Raw genomic sequence first — 16,496 nt, 5'->3', positions numbered from 1 at the left:
CTGTGCAATATACTGTGATTTGCTATGTGATTAAGTTTGTGATTTACCGTTTTGCACCTCACAAGTAAACTCGTTATATAAATTGTTGCTGGTTTTTTTATTCATATCATCGTTATTCTTATAAGAATTTCAAATAAATTGACAAACTTTTGGATAGATTAGAAGATAGTGATAATTGATTATGTAAGTTTGTGAAATCCTGTACTTAAACAAACGCATGCATTAGTTGAACACGCGGTTGCTGCTGCAGCCTTTTTTCATATACCAGTAAAGCTCAGGTTAGGTGAAAAATAGTTTAAGGCATCATAAATTTCAATCATCAAAAAAAATTCGGAAAATATAAGTTATTACAGTAAAAAAAATTCCAGAAACACACACAAAAATGTATGGATAGATAAATCGCTTTTTCCATTTATTTGTTAATTCTTCAGTCAATTCTTGGTCTTCGTCCATTTTTATTATTTCTCTTTTAAAACTTAAAATTTGCACAAATGTTGCTATGGAACAAATTGCTGATAGTAATCCGAAAACTTTAATCCATACCATTGACTTTCACCCCAATTTTCGAAAATGATTTTCTATTAAACCATTATACCAAAATTCTGATTTTTTAAGGTAAATCAACAAAATTTACGAAAAGAGCGTAGGTTTTAATAAAGAGGGAGAACTGTGAAAACTCCACTTAAACTAACGATTTTAGTGGAGTTTGACTGTATTGGGGTATAAAAATTTTGAAGCAATCAATAAACTTGCTCCAATTATCATTAATATTGAAATGTAGAAAATAGATTTGGTATTTCATTTACTATATATAGCATTATATGAAGAGCACTTATCAAAACAGCGAAAAAAGTACTATTCCACTTCTTATATTTTCATCATTCAAATTTTCCCTCTCCTTATAAGGAGCAATTTAATCCTATGAAACCAGTTTTAATCCAATGGCTGATCCTAAAACCATTACAATAAAAATTATTCTTTTCCAATTTTTTGATTCACCATAAAAAATCATTCCTAATACTGCTCCACCAGATGCACCTATTCCTGTCCAAATAGCATATGCAGTACCCATAGGTAAAGTTTTCATTGCAAATGCCAAAAATAGAAAACTTGCTCCAAATCCAAGAATAAGCAGTATCATTGCTTTCCAATTTCGATCTCTGTGCAACTTATTTATCATGGTAACTCCAAACATTTCGAATAAACCTGCCGCAATCAAAAATATCCACGCCATTAAGAATCAACTCCTTTCTCAAGTTTATCGCCCGTAATTAATTTCAATCCAATTACCCCTGCTAATAAAACCAAAATCAATATGATTTTCGCTGGCTTTAATGGTTCGCCAAAGAAAACGATATCTGAAAAAACAGTTCCAGCAGTACCTAATCCCACAAAAACGGCATAAACAGTTCCTACGGGTAGTCTCCTCCCGGCCATGATCAAGGCATAAAAACTGATAATAATTGAAATAACTGTTCCGCTCCAAGTCCAAAAGTCATATGCATGTTTTAATCCAATAACCCAAAAAACCTCAAAAAATGCAGCAACAAATACTTTAACCCAGTTTTTGTTCATAAATAGCACCTCCAAATTTTTTTCATGAAAACAAAAAAGCCCAAGAGACTACTGTAAACAGTATCTCCCGGGCTTTTATCCCTCCGTGACACAGCAATGCTGTGAGTTTTCTCTCGGACCAGACCAACTGAGAGTTGCGGAACCCTAGAAAACATTTAAAATATATAATTAACTATAATATTACACAGATTGCAAATAAGTTCAAATAAAAATTCATAAAATCACTTAGTCCAATCAAAAGGTGAAACTCCAAGATCTGATTGTATAGTGAAAGAAATACCAAATTCATATTATATATTTTACTTTATTCGATTTCTGATTTATTATTGCAAATGCAACAAAATTAAGATAAATTTAATGTATAACATTTTTATTGCATTTGCAATAAAAATATAATCTAAGGAGTTAATTATGAAGGAAATTCTTCGTGAAATTGGAATGATAGCAAGAGCATTAGATTCCATAAGTAATATAGAATTTAAAGAATATGACCTTACGAAAGGCCAGTACTTGTACATTGTGCGAATATGTGAAAACCCAGGCATCATTCAAGAAAAGCTAGCTGAGATGATAAAAGTAGATCGAACAACAGCATCTCGTGCTATTAAAAAACTCGAATTGAATGGCTTTATTGAAAAAAAGGAAGATGAACAAAACAAAAAGATTAAAAAACTCTTTCCAACAGAGAAAGGGAAAATTGTTTATCCATTTATAATAAGAGAAAATAATTACTCCAATATCTCTGCATTAGAGGGATTTTCCGAAACAGAAGTAGAAACTATTTTCCATTTTCTTCAAAGAGTAAGAAAAAATATTGAAAAAGACTGGGAATTTGTAAAAAAGGGAAACAAGAGAAACTATTAATAATATCAAGGAGCGAATATTTAAATGACTATAGATATAAAAAAGTGTACCATTGAAGATTCACGCACACTTCAAGAAATTAGTTATGGAACATTTAATGAGACATATAAGGACCAAAATACTCCCGAAAATATGAATGCCTATATGGAAAGTGCATTTAACTTAAAACAATTAGAAAAAGAATTATCCAATATTTCTTCGCAATTCTTATTTGTTTATTTTAATCATGAAGTAGCTGGATATTTAAAGGTCAATACCAATGATGCTCAGTCTGAAGACATGGGTGATGAATCACTTGAAATCGAGAGGATTTATGTAAAGAGCAAATTTCAAAAGCAGGGGCTTGGTAAATGTCTGCTAAATAAAGCTATGGAAATTGCGATGGAAGGTAATAAAAAGAAAATCTGGCTAGGTGTATGGGAAAAAAATAATAATGCAATTGCTTTTTATCAGAAAATGGGGTTTGTTCAAACTGGTACCCACGCTTTTTTTATTGGTGATGAAGAACAAATGGACTTTATTATGACTAAAGCAATCATATAATTTTTTATGGAGGGCGGTTATTATGTATATTCCAAAACATTTTCAGGTCACAAATATCGATGAGATTTGGGATTATGTTCAAAAAAACTCTTTTGGCACGATTGTCACAACAGAACAAGGAAAACCAATTGCCACTCATTTGCCTTTGGGGTTAAATAAAAAAGGGGATGACTACTACATTACTGGACATTTGGCTTATGCGAATCCTCAATGGAAAACGTTCGAGGGTGAGAATGAAAATGTCCTTGTTATGTTTCAGGGCACACATGCGTACATTTCATCGTCTTGGTATGCACATGAAAATGTACCAACATGGAATTACCAATCTGTCCATGTATATGGAACAGCTAGTATCATGAGTGAACAAGAGTTAGAAGAAGATCTTATACTATTATTACAAAAATACGAAAGTCATCGTAAGAATGCAGCTTTATGGGAAAATCTTTCTTCAAAAACAAAGAAACAAATAAAAGGTATTGTTGGATTTAAAATTAAAATAGAAGAAGTTCAAGCAGCATATAAATTAAGTCAAAATCGAAATGAAGAGGACTACCACAACATTATTGATAAGTTGAAAGAAGAAGGAGATTTACATTCTCAACAAGTCGCAGAAGTGATGAAAAACAGAGAGTCATTTAGTTAGCTGATTCAACATAATTAGAAAGTGAAAGAATGTACTTAAAGTAAAGGTGCTTTAGCTGAAGATGAAAAACGTTTGATTAATATGGTACTTTTTTTGAATTTTTTTGGATTCCATATTATCAATGAACAGAATCCCGTTCTGTTCTTTTTGAAGGTATGGATTAAACAGGTAAACAAAATAATCAATGACAATTGGTATTCAACATCTTAGATAAAACTTTTAATGGAAGCTATTTTATCATTTTTGTTGCATCTGCACTATGAATGATTTTTCTTATTCTATTTTTTCTCAAGTTTGGTCTTTGAAAGAAATAAGGAGGATGACCTAAAGAATCATCCCCTCCTAATTTATAAATTAGCTATTAACTCATTAATTCTTTCAATTAATTCTTCCACGTGTACTTCAAACAATTCATCTGTTTTTCGTACCTTCAGTTCGACGATCCCCTCTGCCGCTTTCTTTCCAACAGTTATGCGGATTGGCAGACCGATTAAGTCTGAATCAGTAAATTTCACGCCTGGTCTTTCGTGGCGGTCATCAAATAAAACTTCATATTTCTTCGCAAGTTCTTTATAAAGTTTCTCAGACAGTGCTGACTGTACTTCATCCTTCATATTAACCGCAATTAAGTGTAATTGATATGGTGCAATATTTGCAGGCAAAACAAGTCCCTTCTCATCATTAAATTGTTCTGCGATTGCGGAAACAGTGCGGGAAACTCCGATTCCGTAGCAACCCATAATCATCGGTTTTGCTTTTCCGTTTTCATCCAGATAGGTTGCATTCATCGCTTCACTATATCGTGTTCCAAGCTTAAAGACATGCCCAACTTCTATTCCCTTTGCAAACAAGATTTTTCCTTCTCCATCCGGTGATGGGTCACCCTCTTGGATAAAGCGCAAATCTGCGTAGGAGTTGATTTTAAAATCACGATCAGGGTTTACATTTATATAATGATAGTGTTCTTCGTTTGCACCGCAGACGCCGTTTTCAATTGCTTTAACTGCATGATCGGCAACAATTTCAACATTGCTTACACCAATCGGGCCAAGTGAACCGACCTTACAACCCAATATTTCTACTGTTTCTTCAGGAGATGCTAAATCTACGCTCCCGGCTTCTAACAAGTTTTTAAGTTTTATATCATTTACCTCGTGGTCTCCACGGATAAGCACAAGTACATACTTATCGTCTACTTTAAACAGCAAAGATTTGATTATTTTTTCAGAGTTTACTTTCAAGAAGGAAGAAACCTGCTCGATTGTTTTTTTGTTTTCCGTTATAACTTTCTCGATTTCTTTGGCAGGCTCGTCCATTTTTTGATACTCAATGTTGACTGGAGCCATTTCGATGTTTGCAGCATAATCAGATGTATCTGAATAGGCAATTGTATCCTCACCTATCGATGATAAGACCATAAATTCATGAGTATCCTTACCGCCCATTGCTCCGGAATCAGCAATTACCGCACGGAAATTTAAACCGCAGCGTCTAAATACATTTGAATAGGCAGAAAATAAATCTTGATAAACTTCATCAAGGCTCTCCTGATTGGAGTGGAAGGAATAAGCGTCCTTCATTACAAACTCACGTCCACGCAGCAGTCCAAAGCGCGGGCGCTTTTCATCCCTGAACTTTGTTTGAATTTGATATAAAGTAAGTGGCAACTTTTTGTAAGACTTTACTTCATCCCGAACTAGACTCGTAATGACTTCCTCATGGGTTGCACCTAGGGCAAATTCACGCTCATGCCTGTCCTTTAGTCGCATTAACTCTGGTCCATATGTATACCAACGACCGGATTCCTGCCATAACTCTGCAGCTTGTAGCGCAGGCATTAACAATTCGACAGCCCCGGCTTGATCCATTTCCTCACGGACGATGTTCTCTACTTTTTGGAGAACTCTTCTACCAAGAGGCATGTATGTATATATACCGCTTGCATTTTGCCGAATAAAACCGGCCCTTAACAAAAGCTGATGGCTTTTTGTATCTGCGTCAGCTGGAATTTCTCTAAGTGTAGGAATAAGTGTCTTTGTTTGTCTCATTAATACACCGTACCTCCTTTTCATCTAATTTACTTTTTAAAAGTGAAACTCAGTTTTCACCACAAGGGTTTATTTAATTAATATTATCAAAGGTAGATGTCTTTGAACATAGTTAACTGACATACTTCAATTTCCTGCGACCAATGGGTTTCGCCTAAACTGACGCTTTAGCTTATTTTTATTTTAAAATCTCTGGATGTCTTACATGTACCAACTATAGTAAAGCAAATTAATAAAGTGAACCATTCCTTCTCAAAGCCAAAATGATTTCAACTCATACAATTCAGTCAGCCTACGATCAATTATGTGCGGAAGAATATGTGGTGGAAATTCAGGACTACATATTGTTTTAAAAGAAAAAAAACAGGATGGATGAAGTCGAATTAATTAGAAGGGCAGTGAATGTTGGTGTAAAGGTATATCCATTGTCAATATATAATCATGGGGAAAAAGAAAGTGCTGGCCACAGAGCCTTACTAGGTTTTGGAGGTTTATCAGAAACAGAAATTGATACAGGAATTCGACTTTTAAAAGAAGCTTGGAACCTTTAGTTCTTTATCCAACCGACTATGTACAATTTCTTATTGAACAAATGAGTGTGTTAATTGAAGAAGGATTAACGCTTTTTTTGTTGAAGTTATAAAACTAAAGTTCGGTTCAGCAGAATAAGAATGTATCTTCTGAAACACATAATTTGAGGAAGCTGTCGATAATAACCCCTTATTTATAGCAAAGGAATGGAAGGATTAAATAAATTTTTAAAACAAGCTTGTAATAATCATAAGAAAATAAGGGATTGCATAAATGGTGGACATTATAGCAAATACACTTAGAAAAGTTATTAGAGGATGAGTTAACTTATTATAGCGGCTAATTAAAAAAATACCAACCGAGATAAGGACAATCACAAACAATAATTCTTCGGTCATATAATACCTCCTGGTTTTAACGTATTAATCTTAACATGAGGAGAGGGAAAATTCTATATATTCTTTCAATTTACTAATATGATTATGCGGCAGTTTGATGATTTTATGTAGCAAAGAAATTGTACTTTGTTGAACGAAGCATGTTAGTGATCTTTATATACCTTATAATTCAAAAAATATTTTAATAAACAAAATGTAATTGATATTCCATTAACATTACTTTGATACTTTTGAAAAGTAAAGAATGTTGAAAGGTAATTGTAACTCGAAGAGGAGTGACGGCTGTTTGGAACAATATAAAAAATTCAAAAATACTGTTGAAAACGAAGAAGAATTGCGTTCAATTATTGGTTTTCCGAGTGAATTAGTAAAAAGAAAGGTGATTAAAGATCTAGACCATCATTGTTATGATTTTATTTCTAAGTCACCTTTTTTAGTGATTGCAACTTCTGATAATTTAGGTTTTTGTGATGTTTCACCTAGAGGGGATATGCCTGGATTTGTTCGTATACTAGATAATAAGCATCTAATCATACCAGAAAGACCGGGAAACAAAAGAATAGATTCAATGCGTAATATTTTATTAAATCCAAAAGTGGGGCTTTTATTTTTTATTCCAGGATTAGGAGAAACACTCAGAGTTAACGGTAATGCTTGTTTGGTAAAAGATGATGAGCTTCTAGAAAAAATGGCTGTTAAAGGAAAAAGACCTATTGTAGGTATTGGTGTGGAAGTAGAGGAATGTTTCATACATTGTGCAAAAGCTTTTAAGAGATCAAAATTATGGGATCCCTCAGCTTGGTCTGATAAAGAAACATTACCATCTGCTGCTAAAATTCTATTTGAGCACACTAAGATTCCTAACTCCAGTGTTGAAATAATTGCTGAAAGACTTCAAGAAAGTTATATAAAAAAACTTTATTGAACTTATGTAGGTTTATCTTGATTGAGATTTAACCAATGATCCACAATCTGGCGCTATCCTTTAGTAAGGAAAAGTGCTCTTTTTTCATTTTAGGACAATATTGTTAATTAATCCTAATAGAGGAAATTTTGTAATTAGGTAAAATTGTATAGAAAAGATGAGGAAGGAATGTATTTAAATTAAAAGGCGAGATAGTAAGAGAAGGATTTTGAACTACGATACAGAAGTATGTGGCATTTAAATTGGGGAATTGTATTAGTGTTTGGGGAGATCCTTTTATCCGATTCATAAAGTTCTAAGGTATTTGATAACAGCAATATAAATACCTCCTAAATTGATTGTAATATTTAGAGGAATTAATGTTTTCATTATAGAAATGAAAACATTATATATTGAACTATCGATCAGTATAGTTGAAAAAAGGTAGATATAATAAATGGCTCAATTGAGTATATAAAGGTGATGAAACCAATGGATAATGGGCTTATTAAAATTAGAAAAGCAGTTTTAACTGATGCAAAAGGAATTGCTAAGGTACACGTTGACAGTTGGAAAACAACATATACCAATATTGTTCCAGACGAATATCTAAATAATTTAAAATATGAAAATCGAGAAGAGCTATGGGTAAATAACATTCCTAATGGAGGAGTATATGTAGCTGAAAATGATGAAGGGGAAATTGTTGGTTTCTCATCTGGCGGTAAAGAAAGAAGCGGGAAATACAGTGGATATGATGGAGAGTTATATGCAATATATATATTAAAAGACCATCAGGGAAAAGGTATAGGATCAGTCCTTGTTAAACCAATAATAGATGAAATTAAAGGACTGGGAATAAATTCTATGCTTGTTCTTGTACTGGAAGATAATGGTTCTCGTCTATTTTACGAGAGACTTGGCGGTAATAAAATTGATAGGGTTGAAGTTGAAATTGCTGGCAAGAGACTTTCCGAATTTGTGTATGGTTGGGAAGATATCAGGAATATATATTAATTTTTATTATTCTACTAAAATGTAAGAGCCTATTCATCTTGCATTTTCTATGGTGAAGCTTTTCTTCGTGGAATGATATCAGGGGATATTGTTCAATATGAACATGAACAGTTGTTTTTTCACTAACGTATGTTTAGCTGAATAAAGACTCCAACTTCTGAATATTACAATACAAAGATAATCCATTATAAAAGGAGTGTTGTACTTGAGGATATTGGTGACTGGTTCAACAGGACAACTAGGTTCAGCTGTGCTAAATCAACTAAAAGATTCCGACTATAAAGTGAAAATAACTTCGAGAAGAGAGCCTGAAACATTGGGACATTTCGATTGGGTTTATAGCGATTTATTATCTGGTGAAGGCTTGGAAGAAGCAGTAAAAGATGTAGATGTAATTATTCACGCAGCAACAAGTCCCCAAAAAAATTCGCAAAATTTCGAGGTAACAGGGTTTGAAAACTTTTTAAGTAGGTTGAAACACATAAAACATTTTATTTATCCGTCAATTGTTGGAATAGAGGAAATACCACTGAAATATTATAAGCTTAAATACGAAGCAGAAGAATTGTTAAGGAATAGTTCTATTCCTAATACAATAGTTCGTGCAACTCAATTCCACGGCTTTGTCGAAAAGTTACTTTTATCAAAACCTCTCTTTAAAAGGTATGTTATCCCGGGCAACATGAAATTTCAAAGCGTAAGTGTTGATGAATATGCAAAACATTTAGTGGGTTTAATTAATAAAGATCCTCAAGGAAGAACCGATGACTTTGGAGGGCCATCTATAATGACGTTAAGAGAGATGGCTGAGCTGAAAATTAAGATAAATAATGAAACAAACAAAGTTTTAAACATTTCTTTACCAGGAAAACTATACAAATCTATTTGTGATGGAAAAAATACCAATTCCTTTCAAAAAGTAGGGGAAATAACATTTGAAGAGTATCTAGAAAATAAGAGGGTTTAAGGGATGATGTAAAAGGACAGGCTGCTGTGGCAGTCCTTATTTAATTCCAAAACAAGATTGTGAAGAAATGAGCTTAAATTTTCGGGGCCGTTAATCAAAGAAGGATTAACGCTTTTTTTGTTGAAGTTATTAAGCTAACGCTAGTTTAGTAGAATAAGGAAAAACTGCGGGGATTGTTAATAAGGAGTTATAAAATGAAAAAGTCAGTATTAAGGGATGTATTTTGTATTCACGAATTGATGAGGGACTATTTTATTATGGGAGGATGTTTTTCAAGATGAACACTAATGATAAACCTGCTGCTTTAATTCTCGGTACTTACCATATGAATAACCCAGGACTGGATTTACATAATATTAAAGCCGATGATGTATTAGCACCAAAAAGACAACAAGAACTCACAGAGGTTGTGGAGAGACTAAAATTATTCAAACCGACGAAGGTTGCTGTTGAAGCATTAGCTGAATCAGATGAGGCTCTAAATAAAGATTATCATTCATATTTGTCGGGTGATTTTACACTTACTGCTAATGAAATTCATCAACTAGGCTTTCGTACTGCTGCCGAACTTGGTCACGAAAGAATTTATCCTGTTGATTGGAATGAATGGACTGAAGGAATATCACTAGAAGATGTGCTAGATTATGCAAAACTACACCTACCTGAAATGTATAAACACTTAAATTCTATTGGAGTGGAAAACATTGATAAATTTCAAAAGGCACAGTCAGTAAACACTGTAAGAGAACTTTTGCTAGAATGTAACAATCACATTGGTAGTCAAAGCGACCAAGAGATATTTTATATGAACCTAGCACGAGTGGGAGATGGTAAAAATAACATAGGTGTAGATTGGCTCTGTAATTATTGGTACCGTAGAAATATGATTATCTATGCGAATATTGCACAGATATCTTCACCAGAAGATAGAATATTAGTAATTTATGGTGCTGGACATATGCAATTGTTAACCCAGTTTATGAAAGAAAGTGGGATGTTTTCATTAGAACCAATTGAAAAATACTTATTATAAATATTTGGAGAGAATGTGCTGTTTATTTGATTTTGGTTTTAGAAGGAGACCCAAATGATAAATTATTTAGGAACACCTAAAATAGAGACAGATCGATTAATCCTTAGAAGGATGGAATTGTCTGATGCTCAAAAGGTTTTTGACCATTGGTTATCGGACGAACGGGTATCGGATAATCTCATCAATGGGGCACACAAGACTGTTTCAGAAACCATCGAGAGGGTGACAAAAATAGTAAGTGATTATACTCATAATGAATTTTGTTGGTGGGCTATTGAGCGAAAAGCAGACCGTGAATTGATTGGAGAAATAGATTTATATGACTTCGAAAACAATACCGAAAACTGTAAGGTAGGTTATACGATTGGATATAAATGGTGGAACCAAGGGTATGGAACAGAAGCGTTAAGGGCGGTGGTGGAATTCGGCTTCCGACATATGGGAATAAACAAAATCGCTGCAGCACATAACACGGACAACCCGGCTTCTGGAAAAGTGATGGGTAAAGCAGGTATGGTTCAAGAAGGAATCATCCGACATATGATTCGCAATGCCAAGAATCAATACAAAGATTGTGCTGTTTATGGAATACTTCAAGAAGATTATCGTAAGAACCTTGAAATTGTTCAAAACTATATTCTTAAGTTAGTAAAATAAAAAACAATGAGACAACTTACAAACGGAATCTTACGTTAAAAATTCCACTTCAAAATAATCGATAGTTTTTTGAAGACATAGAGGTGAAACCACTTATGGATAGTATTATTTTTGATTTAGATGGAACGATTTGGGATCCAATTAATACCGTTCTTAATGCTTGGAATAGCTGCATCAAGGAATATAGTCAAATTAAAAAAGAATTAACACGGGTTGATTTCGAAAAAGTAATGGGGCTTCAAATGCATGAGATTGGTAAAAAGTTGTTTCCTTATTTAAACGAGGAATTTTGCGACCAAGTGATAACCGTGTGTTGTAATACTGAAAGTGAATATATAAAGAAACAAGGTGGTAATCTTTATCCTAATGTTGAGAAAGTGTTGAACATATTATCGAAGAAGTACAAACTCTTTATCGTAAGCAACTGTCAGGATGGATACATTGAGTCTTTTTATGAGTTTCATAATCTTGGAAAATATTTTTTAGATTATGAGAATCCAGGAAGAACCGGACTTTCAAAAGGGGATAATATAAACTTAATAATCAAAAGGAACAACTTATCCACCCCTATTTATGTAGGGGATACAGTTGGCGATTTAAATGCTGCAAGATATGCTGGAATTCCATTTGTTTATGCAAAGTATGGATTCGGACAAGTAAGTGAGTATGAGTATGCTATTGAGAAGTTTGAAGAACTTACAGCAATATTTTAATAAATTGTATTAATCCTAGACAAAAAGTTGGAAAAGTTTATAGGAATGAAAAAAATGTACTGGTTTGCAGTACTTCAATGTAAAAATTTCGACATCTTGCATTTTCTCTGGTGAAGCTTTGCATTATGGATGGCTATCAGATGCTTTGAGGGGGATAAATATGATTTATAGTAATACAGAAAGAACAATAGAAACGAATAGATTGCTTCTACGTCTATTTAAAGAGTTCGACTCACCGGAGGTTACTAGGCTTTGTAATAATTACAATATTTTCAAAAACACTTTATATTTACCCTTTCCGTATTCAATAGAGGATGCTTTATCTTGGATAAAAAATCATCTTGATAATTTTAATGATGATAAGTATTTTGAATACGCAATTACGGATAAATTTTCTGGAAAGTTATATGGGGCAATAGCATTATCTAACAATCAAAAATTTAATAATGGTGAACTTGCTTATTGGATTGGAGAAGAATATTGGGGAAATGGCTTTGCTACAGAGGCTAGTAAAGCTTTACTAGAATTTGCATTTGTTGAAAAACACTATCATAAAGTATTTGCTCGGTACTTTCATTCAAATCTAGCTTCAGGAAGGGTTATGGAGAAAATAGGTATGAAAAAAGAAGGTATACTAAGAAATCATGTCATGAAGGAAAACAAATATGTAGACCTTGTTTACTACGGTATTCTCAAATATGAAGCTAACTTACTCAATGAACGGGGGCTTTAATCGAAGAAGGATTAAAGCTTTTTTTGTTGAAGTTATTCATCTAAGTTCAGTTTAGCAGAATAAGATTGTATCTACTGCAACATCTAATTTGGGGGAAAGAGAATTAACATGACACACGAAAAATTCGATGAACAGACAAAGTCACAATTAAAGGTATTGAGTGAAATTAGAGCAATATTTGAGGAGCTCGATGGTGATTTTTGGTTACGTGGAGGTTGGGCAATAGATTTTCTACTTGGAAAGATTACTCGACCGCATAGTGATATTGATATAGTAACGTGGACAACATATAGAGATCGATTAGAAAATACACTTGCAAAAGCTGGTTATGAACAAATACCTGTCAAAGAGCAGTTTCGTAATAGGCAATCTGATTTTCGTAAGGATAGTGTAGAAGTTGCATTTGGCTACTTAACCTACACCGTCGATGGAAGCCTCATTTTGAACGGCTTACCTGAATGGGTATGGCGAGCAGACTCCCTTTTACCGCAAAATTACAAGTTACAAGAAATATCAGCAAAAGTTCTACACCCAAAACAGCTATTAGAAGAAAAGGAAATCTATGAACAAATTGGTCGCCCATACCGACAAAAGGATGCAGAAAGTAAAAAGATTCTGCACAGTATAATATCAGATTTTAAGTAAGGGTGTGAAAAGGGCTACTCTTTTCTTATTGAAGTAAAGGAGAAATAAGGGAAACGGAAAAAATAATTGCATGTATGTAGATAATGGAGCAATTAGGGGTGTTTATATTCAAGGAGGTAAAACATGGATTACATTTTACCGAAAGAAGTGGAGTTAAAGGTGAAAAGGTGGCCTAAAAATACCATAACGGCGGGACGTCGTCATACAGTTGGTATTACAACTGACGGTACAGTGACGGCTGTGGGTGATAATAAATATGGCCAATGTGATGTAATTGGTTGGCGCGATATTGTGGCAGTAGCGGTTGGTAATGTTCATATGGCCACGAACACGGGTAATGCTCATACAATCGGTCTTAAATCTGACGGCACAGTGACGGCTGTAGGTTGGAATAAGCATGAACAATGCAATGTAAACGACTGGCGCGATATTGTAGCGGTAGCGGCTGGTTGGCGTCGTACCGTCGGGCTTAAATCGGATGGCACGGTGGTAGCTGTGGGACGAAATAGTGATGGTGAATGCAATGTAAGCGGCTGGCATGATATTGTGGCGGTAGCGGCTGGTGACTGGCATACCATTGGTCTTAGATTGGATGGCACAGTGGTGGCTGTGGGTAATAATCGGTATCGCCAATGCAATGTAAGTGGCTGGTGCGATATTGTGGCGGTAGCGGCTGGTTATCTTCATACAATCGGTCTTAAATCGGACGGCACGGTGACAGCAGTGGGTTTGAATAAACATGACCAATGCGATGTAAGTGGCTGGCGCGGAATTGTGGCGATAGCAGTGGGTAGTAATCATACTATCGGTCTTAAGTCAGATGGCACAGTGACGGCTGTGGGTTTGAATAAGCATGGCCAATGCAATGTAAGTGGTTGGCACGATATTGTGGCGGTAGCGGCTGGTTGCGCTCATACCATCGGTCTTAAATCGGACGGCACAGTGGTTGCTGTAGGTGATAATGAATATGGCCAATGCGATGTAAGTGGCTGGCGCGACATCCAACTGTCACACAATTAGTTTTTAATTATAACGTAATAAACGATGTTATGAGTTGGAATAATGAATAATTTATAAGGGGAGATATTTCTGAGTAGTTTTGAAAAGGATTTTCTTAGGATAATCATTGCACAATTTCATCACTTTAAAGAACGTGCAGAAAAAGGAATACAGCAATTATCAGAAGACGAATTACACTGGAAGCCAAGTAGAGAATCTAATAACATCGCAATAATCATTAAACATTTAAGTGGGAATATGCACTCTCGATGGATCGATTTTCTGACTACTGATGGAGAAAAATCTTATAGACAAAGAGATTTAGAATTTGTTGATGATAATCAATCCAAGGAACAACTATTGCAAATTTGGGAAGAAGGCTGGAAACTACTTTTTCAAACCATTGAAAGTCTTAAAGAAGAGGATTTACATAAAACAGTTACACTCAGAAAACAACCATTAAGTGTTCTTCAAGCAGTACAAACGGAAGTGGCTCATATTAGTTACCACTTGGGACAGATTCTTTATATTGGAAAACAAATTAAGGACAAGGATTGGACAATTCTGAGCATTCCTAAAAACGGATCGAATGAATTTAATCAGAAAGTAGCATATATAAAGCTAAAATGAATTTTTTTGCCTGCTATATAGAGGATATGTGAAATATTATGCTAAAAGTAAAGAGGGCATTAATCTAAGATGGGTTAATGTCTATTTTTGTTTAGTAAAAGAGTGAAATATTTAAAAGATTAGAGTGCTTTTTATATATAGTCATGTTAAATAAAATGGACTGCCCTATTAATATTAGCAGTCCATTAAGAATATTTCCTTATTTATTTAATTTTATATAGATTTCTTTTGAATCAAAAGTGTACTTTGCTGAATTGTCATTGATTAAGGTGACATGAGGAGTAATGATAAGCTCTTTTGCATTCGTATCCAATTTTTCGAATGTTTTACTCCCCTTTATATTGGAAGTACCTTCAATAGCCATGCCACCATTATCTTCTCCAGAATAGACATTACCTAAATTGTCTTTTATTTCGAATTCAACGTAGACTCTATCTGACAACCTGTTAGTCATCTCTGATACTTCTTGGTCATAATATACGATAAAGGACATAGGATTAAAAACAATTTTTTCGATATTTACCTTTACTCCATTTTGCTCAGAAATACTGTTGGTTAATAGTAATTTGCTATCTGTAGCATTTATAGAAAATGCAAAATTCCAACTCCCTTTTATATAAGTGTCGTTTTCGGGATTCTTCATACCGTCAATATTCCATTGAATTTTCGCCACATCCAGCTTGTTGTCTTCCACATTACTAGCAGTCAGTATTCCGACATATTTGTTTGTATTTATTTTTGAAGTTTTTCCACTTCCTCCTATAGCTTTCATACCTGCTATTTTTGGCAGAGGAATACTAACATTACCTATATCTTGTTTGCTTTCAATCGTATAAGTCAAAGTAACTGTCTTACCATCAAAAATTGCATCATTAATTGTGAATTTTACCCCATTACTTTCTTTAGTTAAATTAATTGTTTTTGAATACTGTTTGTATTCATAAAATATTCCATTTCCTTTATCAGCAGAAATACTAGATTGTTTCTGATTATTTTTATAAAGTGGCTCCGTTTTTTCACTATCAAAAAAACGGAAAATATTATTAATTACAGGGAAACTGTTAGCATAAGCTGGAAATGTTACTCCTATGCTTACAGCTGAGATGCATAATAGTATTGAAGCTGCTATAGCGTTTTTTCTCCATCTTTTATTTTTCAATGCTTTTTTCTCATTTATCGATCTTTTCAGAGCGCTCTTTACCTTGGCAGTTTCTATTTCACTTACTTCCATTTCCGTAAATTCCATTTCGTTAAAGTCTATGTCATTTAATAATTCATATATATCTTTCATATTCCAGTCTCTCCTATCATAAGTTTCGACGCCTTTTTACTAAGCTTCTTTTTGCCTCTATAAATACGATTATCAATGGAGGATTTGGTTAAACCAAGTTTCGTTGAAATTTCTTCAGTTTTTAGCCCAAGAAAGAACTTCATAATAAAAATATCACGTTCAAGAGGCTCTAGATCATTGAGTAAATTGATTAATTCGGTTCTTTTTTCAAGAAATAATAATTCATCTTCAATTGATTTTTCTGATTTCAAATCTAACTCAGTTAATGCAATTTCGACTTTTTTACTTGCTTTTCTGTAATAATC

Annotated in this window: 21 protein-coding genes and 1 riboswitch; of the genes, 14 read left to right on the top strand and 7 right to left on the bottom strand. The window is 33.9% G+C overall.

Features of this window, described 5'->3' with window-relative positions; translation table 11 throughout:
* Window positions 1-312 precede the first annotated feature (312 nt).
* From AC3WJF_RS21715 to AC3WJF_RS21705, 3 genes are all read right to left on the bottom strand, one after another.
* On the bottom strand, window positions 313-546 hold the full coding sequence (locus AC3WJF_RS21715; protein ID WP_492455954.1) for a hypothetical protein: 234 nt from the start codon (window positions 544-546) through the stop codon (window positions 313-315).
* A 373-nt stretch (window positions 547-919) separates the two neighbouring features.
* A complete protein-coding gene (locus AC3WJF_RS21710; RefSeq protein WP_492455952.1) occupies window positions 920-1,234 on the bottom strand; it encodes a DMT family transporter in 315 nt (104 codons plus the stop codon).
* Window positions 1,234-1,575, bottom strand: a complete 342-nt coding sequence (locus tag AC3WJF_RS21705; protein ID WP_492455950.1) for a DMT family transporter — start codon at window positions 1,573-1,575, stop codon at window positions 1,234-1,236. The genes AC3WJF_RS21710 and AC3WJF_RS21705 overlap by 1 nt, the downstream gene beginning before the upstream one ends.
* Before the next feature lie 62 nt (window positions 1,576-1,637).
* Window positions 1,638-1,734, bottom strand: a riboswitch (guanidine-I (ykkC/yxkD leader).
* A gap of 252 nt (window positions 1,735-1,986) precedes the next feature.
* Between AC3WJF_RS21705 and AC3WJF_RS21700 the strand changes: the two genes are divergently transcribed.
* Genes AC3WJF_RS21700 through AC3WJF_RS21690 form a run of 3 tightly spaced genes read left to right on the top strand, consistent with a single transcriptional unit; the run spans window position 1,987 to window position 3,625 of the window.
* On the top strand, window positions 1,987-2,439 hold the full coding sequence (locus tag AC3WJF_RS21700) for a MarR family winged helix-turn-helix transcriptional regulator (protein WP_492455949.1): 453 nt from the start codon (window positions 1,987-1,989) through the stop codon (window positions 2,437-2,439).
* Between the two features lie 24 nt (window positions 2,440-2,463).
* The gene (paiA, locus tag AC3WJF_RS21695) at window positions 2,464-2,982 is read left to right on the top strand and encodes a spermidine/spermine N(1)-acetyltransferase (protein ID WP_492455947.1); all 519 of its coding nucleotides are present in this window, start codon (window positions 2,464-2,466) and stop codon (window positions 2,980-2,982) included.
* 22 nt (window positions 2,983-3,004) lie between these two features.
* Window positions 3,005-3,625, top strand: a complete 621-nt coding sequence (locus AC3WJF_RS21690; RefSeq protein WP_492455945.1) for an FMN-binding negative transcriptional regulator — start codon at window positions 3,005-3,007, stop codon at window positions 3,623-3,625.
* A gap of 347 nt (window positions 3,626-3,972) precedes the next feature.
* Here AC3WJF_RS21690 and AC3WJF_RS21685 read toward each other — a convergent pair whose 3' ends face one another.
* On the bottom strand, window positions 3,973-5,673 hold the full coding sequence (locus tag AC3WJF_RS21685; protein WP_492455944.1) for a proline--tRNA ligase: 1,701 nt from the start codon (window positions 5,671-5,673) through the stop codon (window positions 3,973-3,975).
* Window positions 5,674-6,041: 368 nt separating this feature from the next.
* On the opposite strand from AC3WJF_RS21685, the gene AC3WJF_RS21680 reads away from it, so the two are divergent.
* A complete protein-coding gene (locus tag AC3WJF_RS21680; RefSeq protein WP_492455943.1) occupies window positions 6,042-6,224 on the top strand; it encodes a hypothetical protein in 183 nt (60 codons plus the stop codon).
* A gap of 207 nt (window positions 6,225-6,431) precedes the next feature.
* Here the strand turns inward: AC3WJF_RS21680 and AC3WJF_RS21675 are convergent, their stop codons facing one another.
* The gene (locus AC3WJF_RS21675) at window positions 6,432-6,602 is read right to left on the bottom strand and encodes a hypothetical protein (protein ID WP_492455941.1); all 171 of its coding nucleotides are present in this window, start codon (window positions 6,600-6,602) and stop codon (window positions 6,432-6,434) included.
* Window positions 6,603-6,888: 286 nt separating this feature from the next.
* Here AC3WJF_RS21675 and AC3WJF_RS21670 point away from each other — a divergent pair, with 286 nt between their 5' ends.
* The 10 genes from AC3WJF_RS21670 (at window position 6,889) to AC3WJF_RS21625 (ending at window position 14,900) form a co-directional block, all read left to right on the top strand.
* Window positions 6,889-7,527 (top strand): pyridoxamine 5'-phosphate oxidase family protein, encoded by a 639-nt coding sequence (locus tag AC3WJF_RS21670; protein WP_492455939.1) that lies wholly within the window; start codon window positions 6,889-6,891, stop codon window positions 7,525-7,527.
* A 471-nt stretch (window positions 7,528-7,998) separates the two neighbouring features.
* Window positions 7,999-8,523 (top strand): GNAT family N-acetyltransferase, encoded by a 525-nt coding sequence (locus AC3WJF_RS21665; protein WP_492455938.1) that lies wholly within the window; start codon window positions 7,999-8,001, stop codon window positions 8,521-8,523.
* Between the two features lie 205 nt (window positions 8,524-8,728).
* Window positions 8,729-9,490 carry an SDR family oxidoreductase gene (locus AC3WJF_RS21660; RefSeq protein WP_492455936.1) on the top strand — a complete coding sequence of 254 codons (762 nt, stop codon included), beginning with the start codon at window positions 8,729-8,731 and terminating at the stop codon, window positions 9,488-9,490.
* Between the two features lie 277 nt (window positions 9,491-9,767).
* Window positions 9,768-10,523, top strand: coding sequence for a DUF5694 domain-containing protein (locus AC3WJF_RS21655; protein ID WP_492455934.1), 756 nt, complete (start codon window positions 9,768-9,770; stop codon window positions 10,521-10,523).
* Window positions 10,524-10,577: 54 nt separating this feature from the next.
* Complete coding sequence (locus AC3WJF_RS21650) at window positions 10,578-11,180, top strand: GNAT family N-acetyltransferase (RefSeq protein WP_492455932.1); 603 nt, start codon at window positions 10,578-10,580, stop codon at window positions 11,178-11,180.
* A 95-nt stretch (window positions 11,181-11,275) separates the two neighbouring features.
* On the top strand, window positions 11,276-11,893 hold the full coding sequence (locus AC3WJF_RS21645; protein WP_492455930.1) for an HAD family hydrolase: 618 nt from the start codon (window positions 11,276-11,278) through the stop codon (window positions 11,891-11,893).
* Between the two features lie 160 nt (window positions 11,894-12,053).
* Window positions 12,054-12,626 (top strand): GNAT family N-acetyltransferase, encoded by a 573-nt coding sequence (locus AC3WJF_RS21640; protein ID WP_492455928.1) that lies wholly within the window; start codon window positions 12,054-12,056, stop codon window positions 12,624-12,626.
* Window positions 12,627-12,734: 108 nt separating this feature from the next.
* On the top strand, window positions 12,735-13,271 hold the full coding sequence (locus AC3WJF_RS21635) for a nucleotidyltransferase domain-containing protein (protein ID WP_492455926.1): 537 nt from the start codon (window positions 12,735-12,737) through the stop codon (window positions 13,269-13,271).
* A gap of 123 nt (window positions 13,272-13,394) precedes the next feature.
* Window positions 13,395-14,291: an RCC1 domain-containing protein gene (locus AC3WJF_RS21630; protein ID WP_492455924.1), complete on the top strand. Its 897-nt coding sequence runs from the start codon at window positions 13,395-13,397 to the stop codon at window positions 14,289-14,291.
* Between the two features lie 63 nt (window positions 14,292-14,354).
* Complete coding sequence (locus AC3WJF_RS21625; RefSeq protein ID WP_492455956.1) at window positions 14,355-14,900, top strand: DUF1572 family protein; 546 nt, start codon at window positions 14,355-14,357, stop codon at window positions 14,898-14,900.
* Window positions 14,901-15,099: 199 nt separating this feature from the next.
* Here the strand turns inward: AC3WJF_RS21625 and AC3WJF_RS21620 are convergent, their stop codons facing one another.
* Together AC3WJF_RS21620 and AC3WJF_RS21615 are read right to left on the bottom strand one after the other, a co-directional pair.
* On the bottom strand, window positions 15,100-16,191 hold the full coding sequence (locus AC3WJF_RS21620; RefSeq protein ID WP_492455923.1) for a DUF4179 domain-containing protein: 1,092 nt from the start codon (window positions 16,189-16,191) through the stop codon (window positions 15,100-15,102).
* Window positions 16,188-16,496: sigma-70 family RNA polymerase sigma factor (locus AC3WJF_RS21615; protein WP_492455921.1), on the bottom strand; the 309-nt coding region annotated here is incomplete at its 5' end. The genes AC3WJF_RS21620 and AC3WJF_RS21615, both read right to left, overlap by 4 nt.

Source organism: Heyndrickxia sp. FW510-T9, from assembly GCF_058781025.1.
This window is presented reverse-complemented; position numbering and strand designations above follow the sequence as displayed.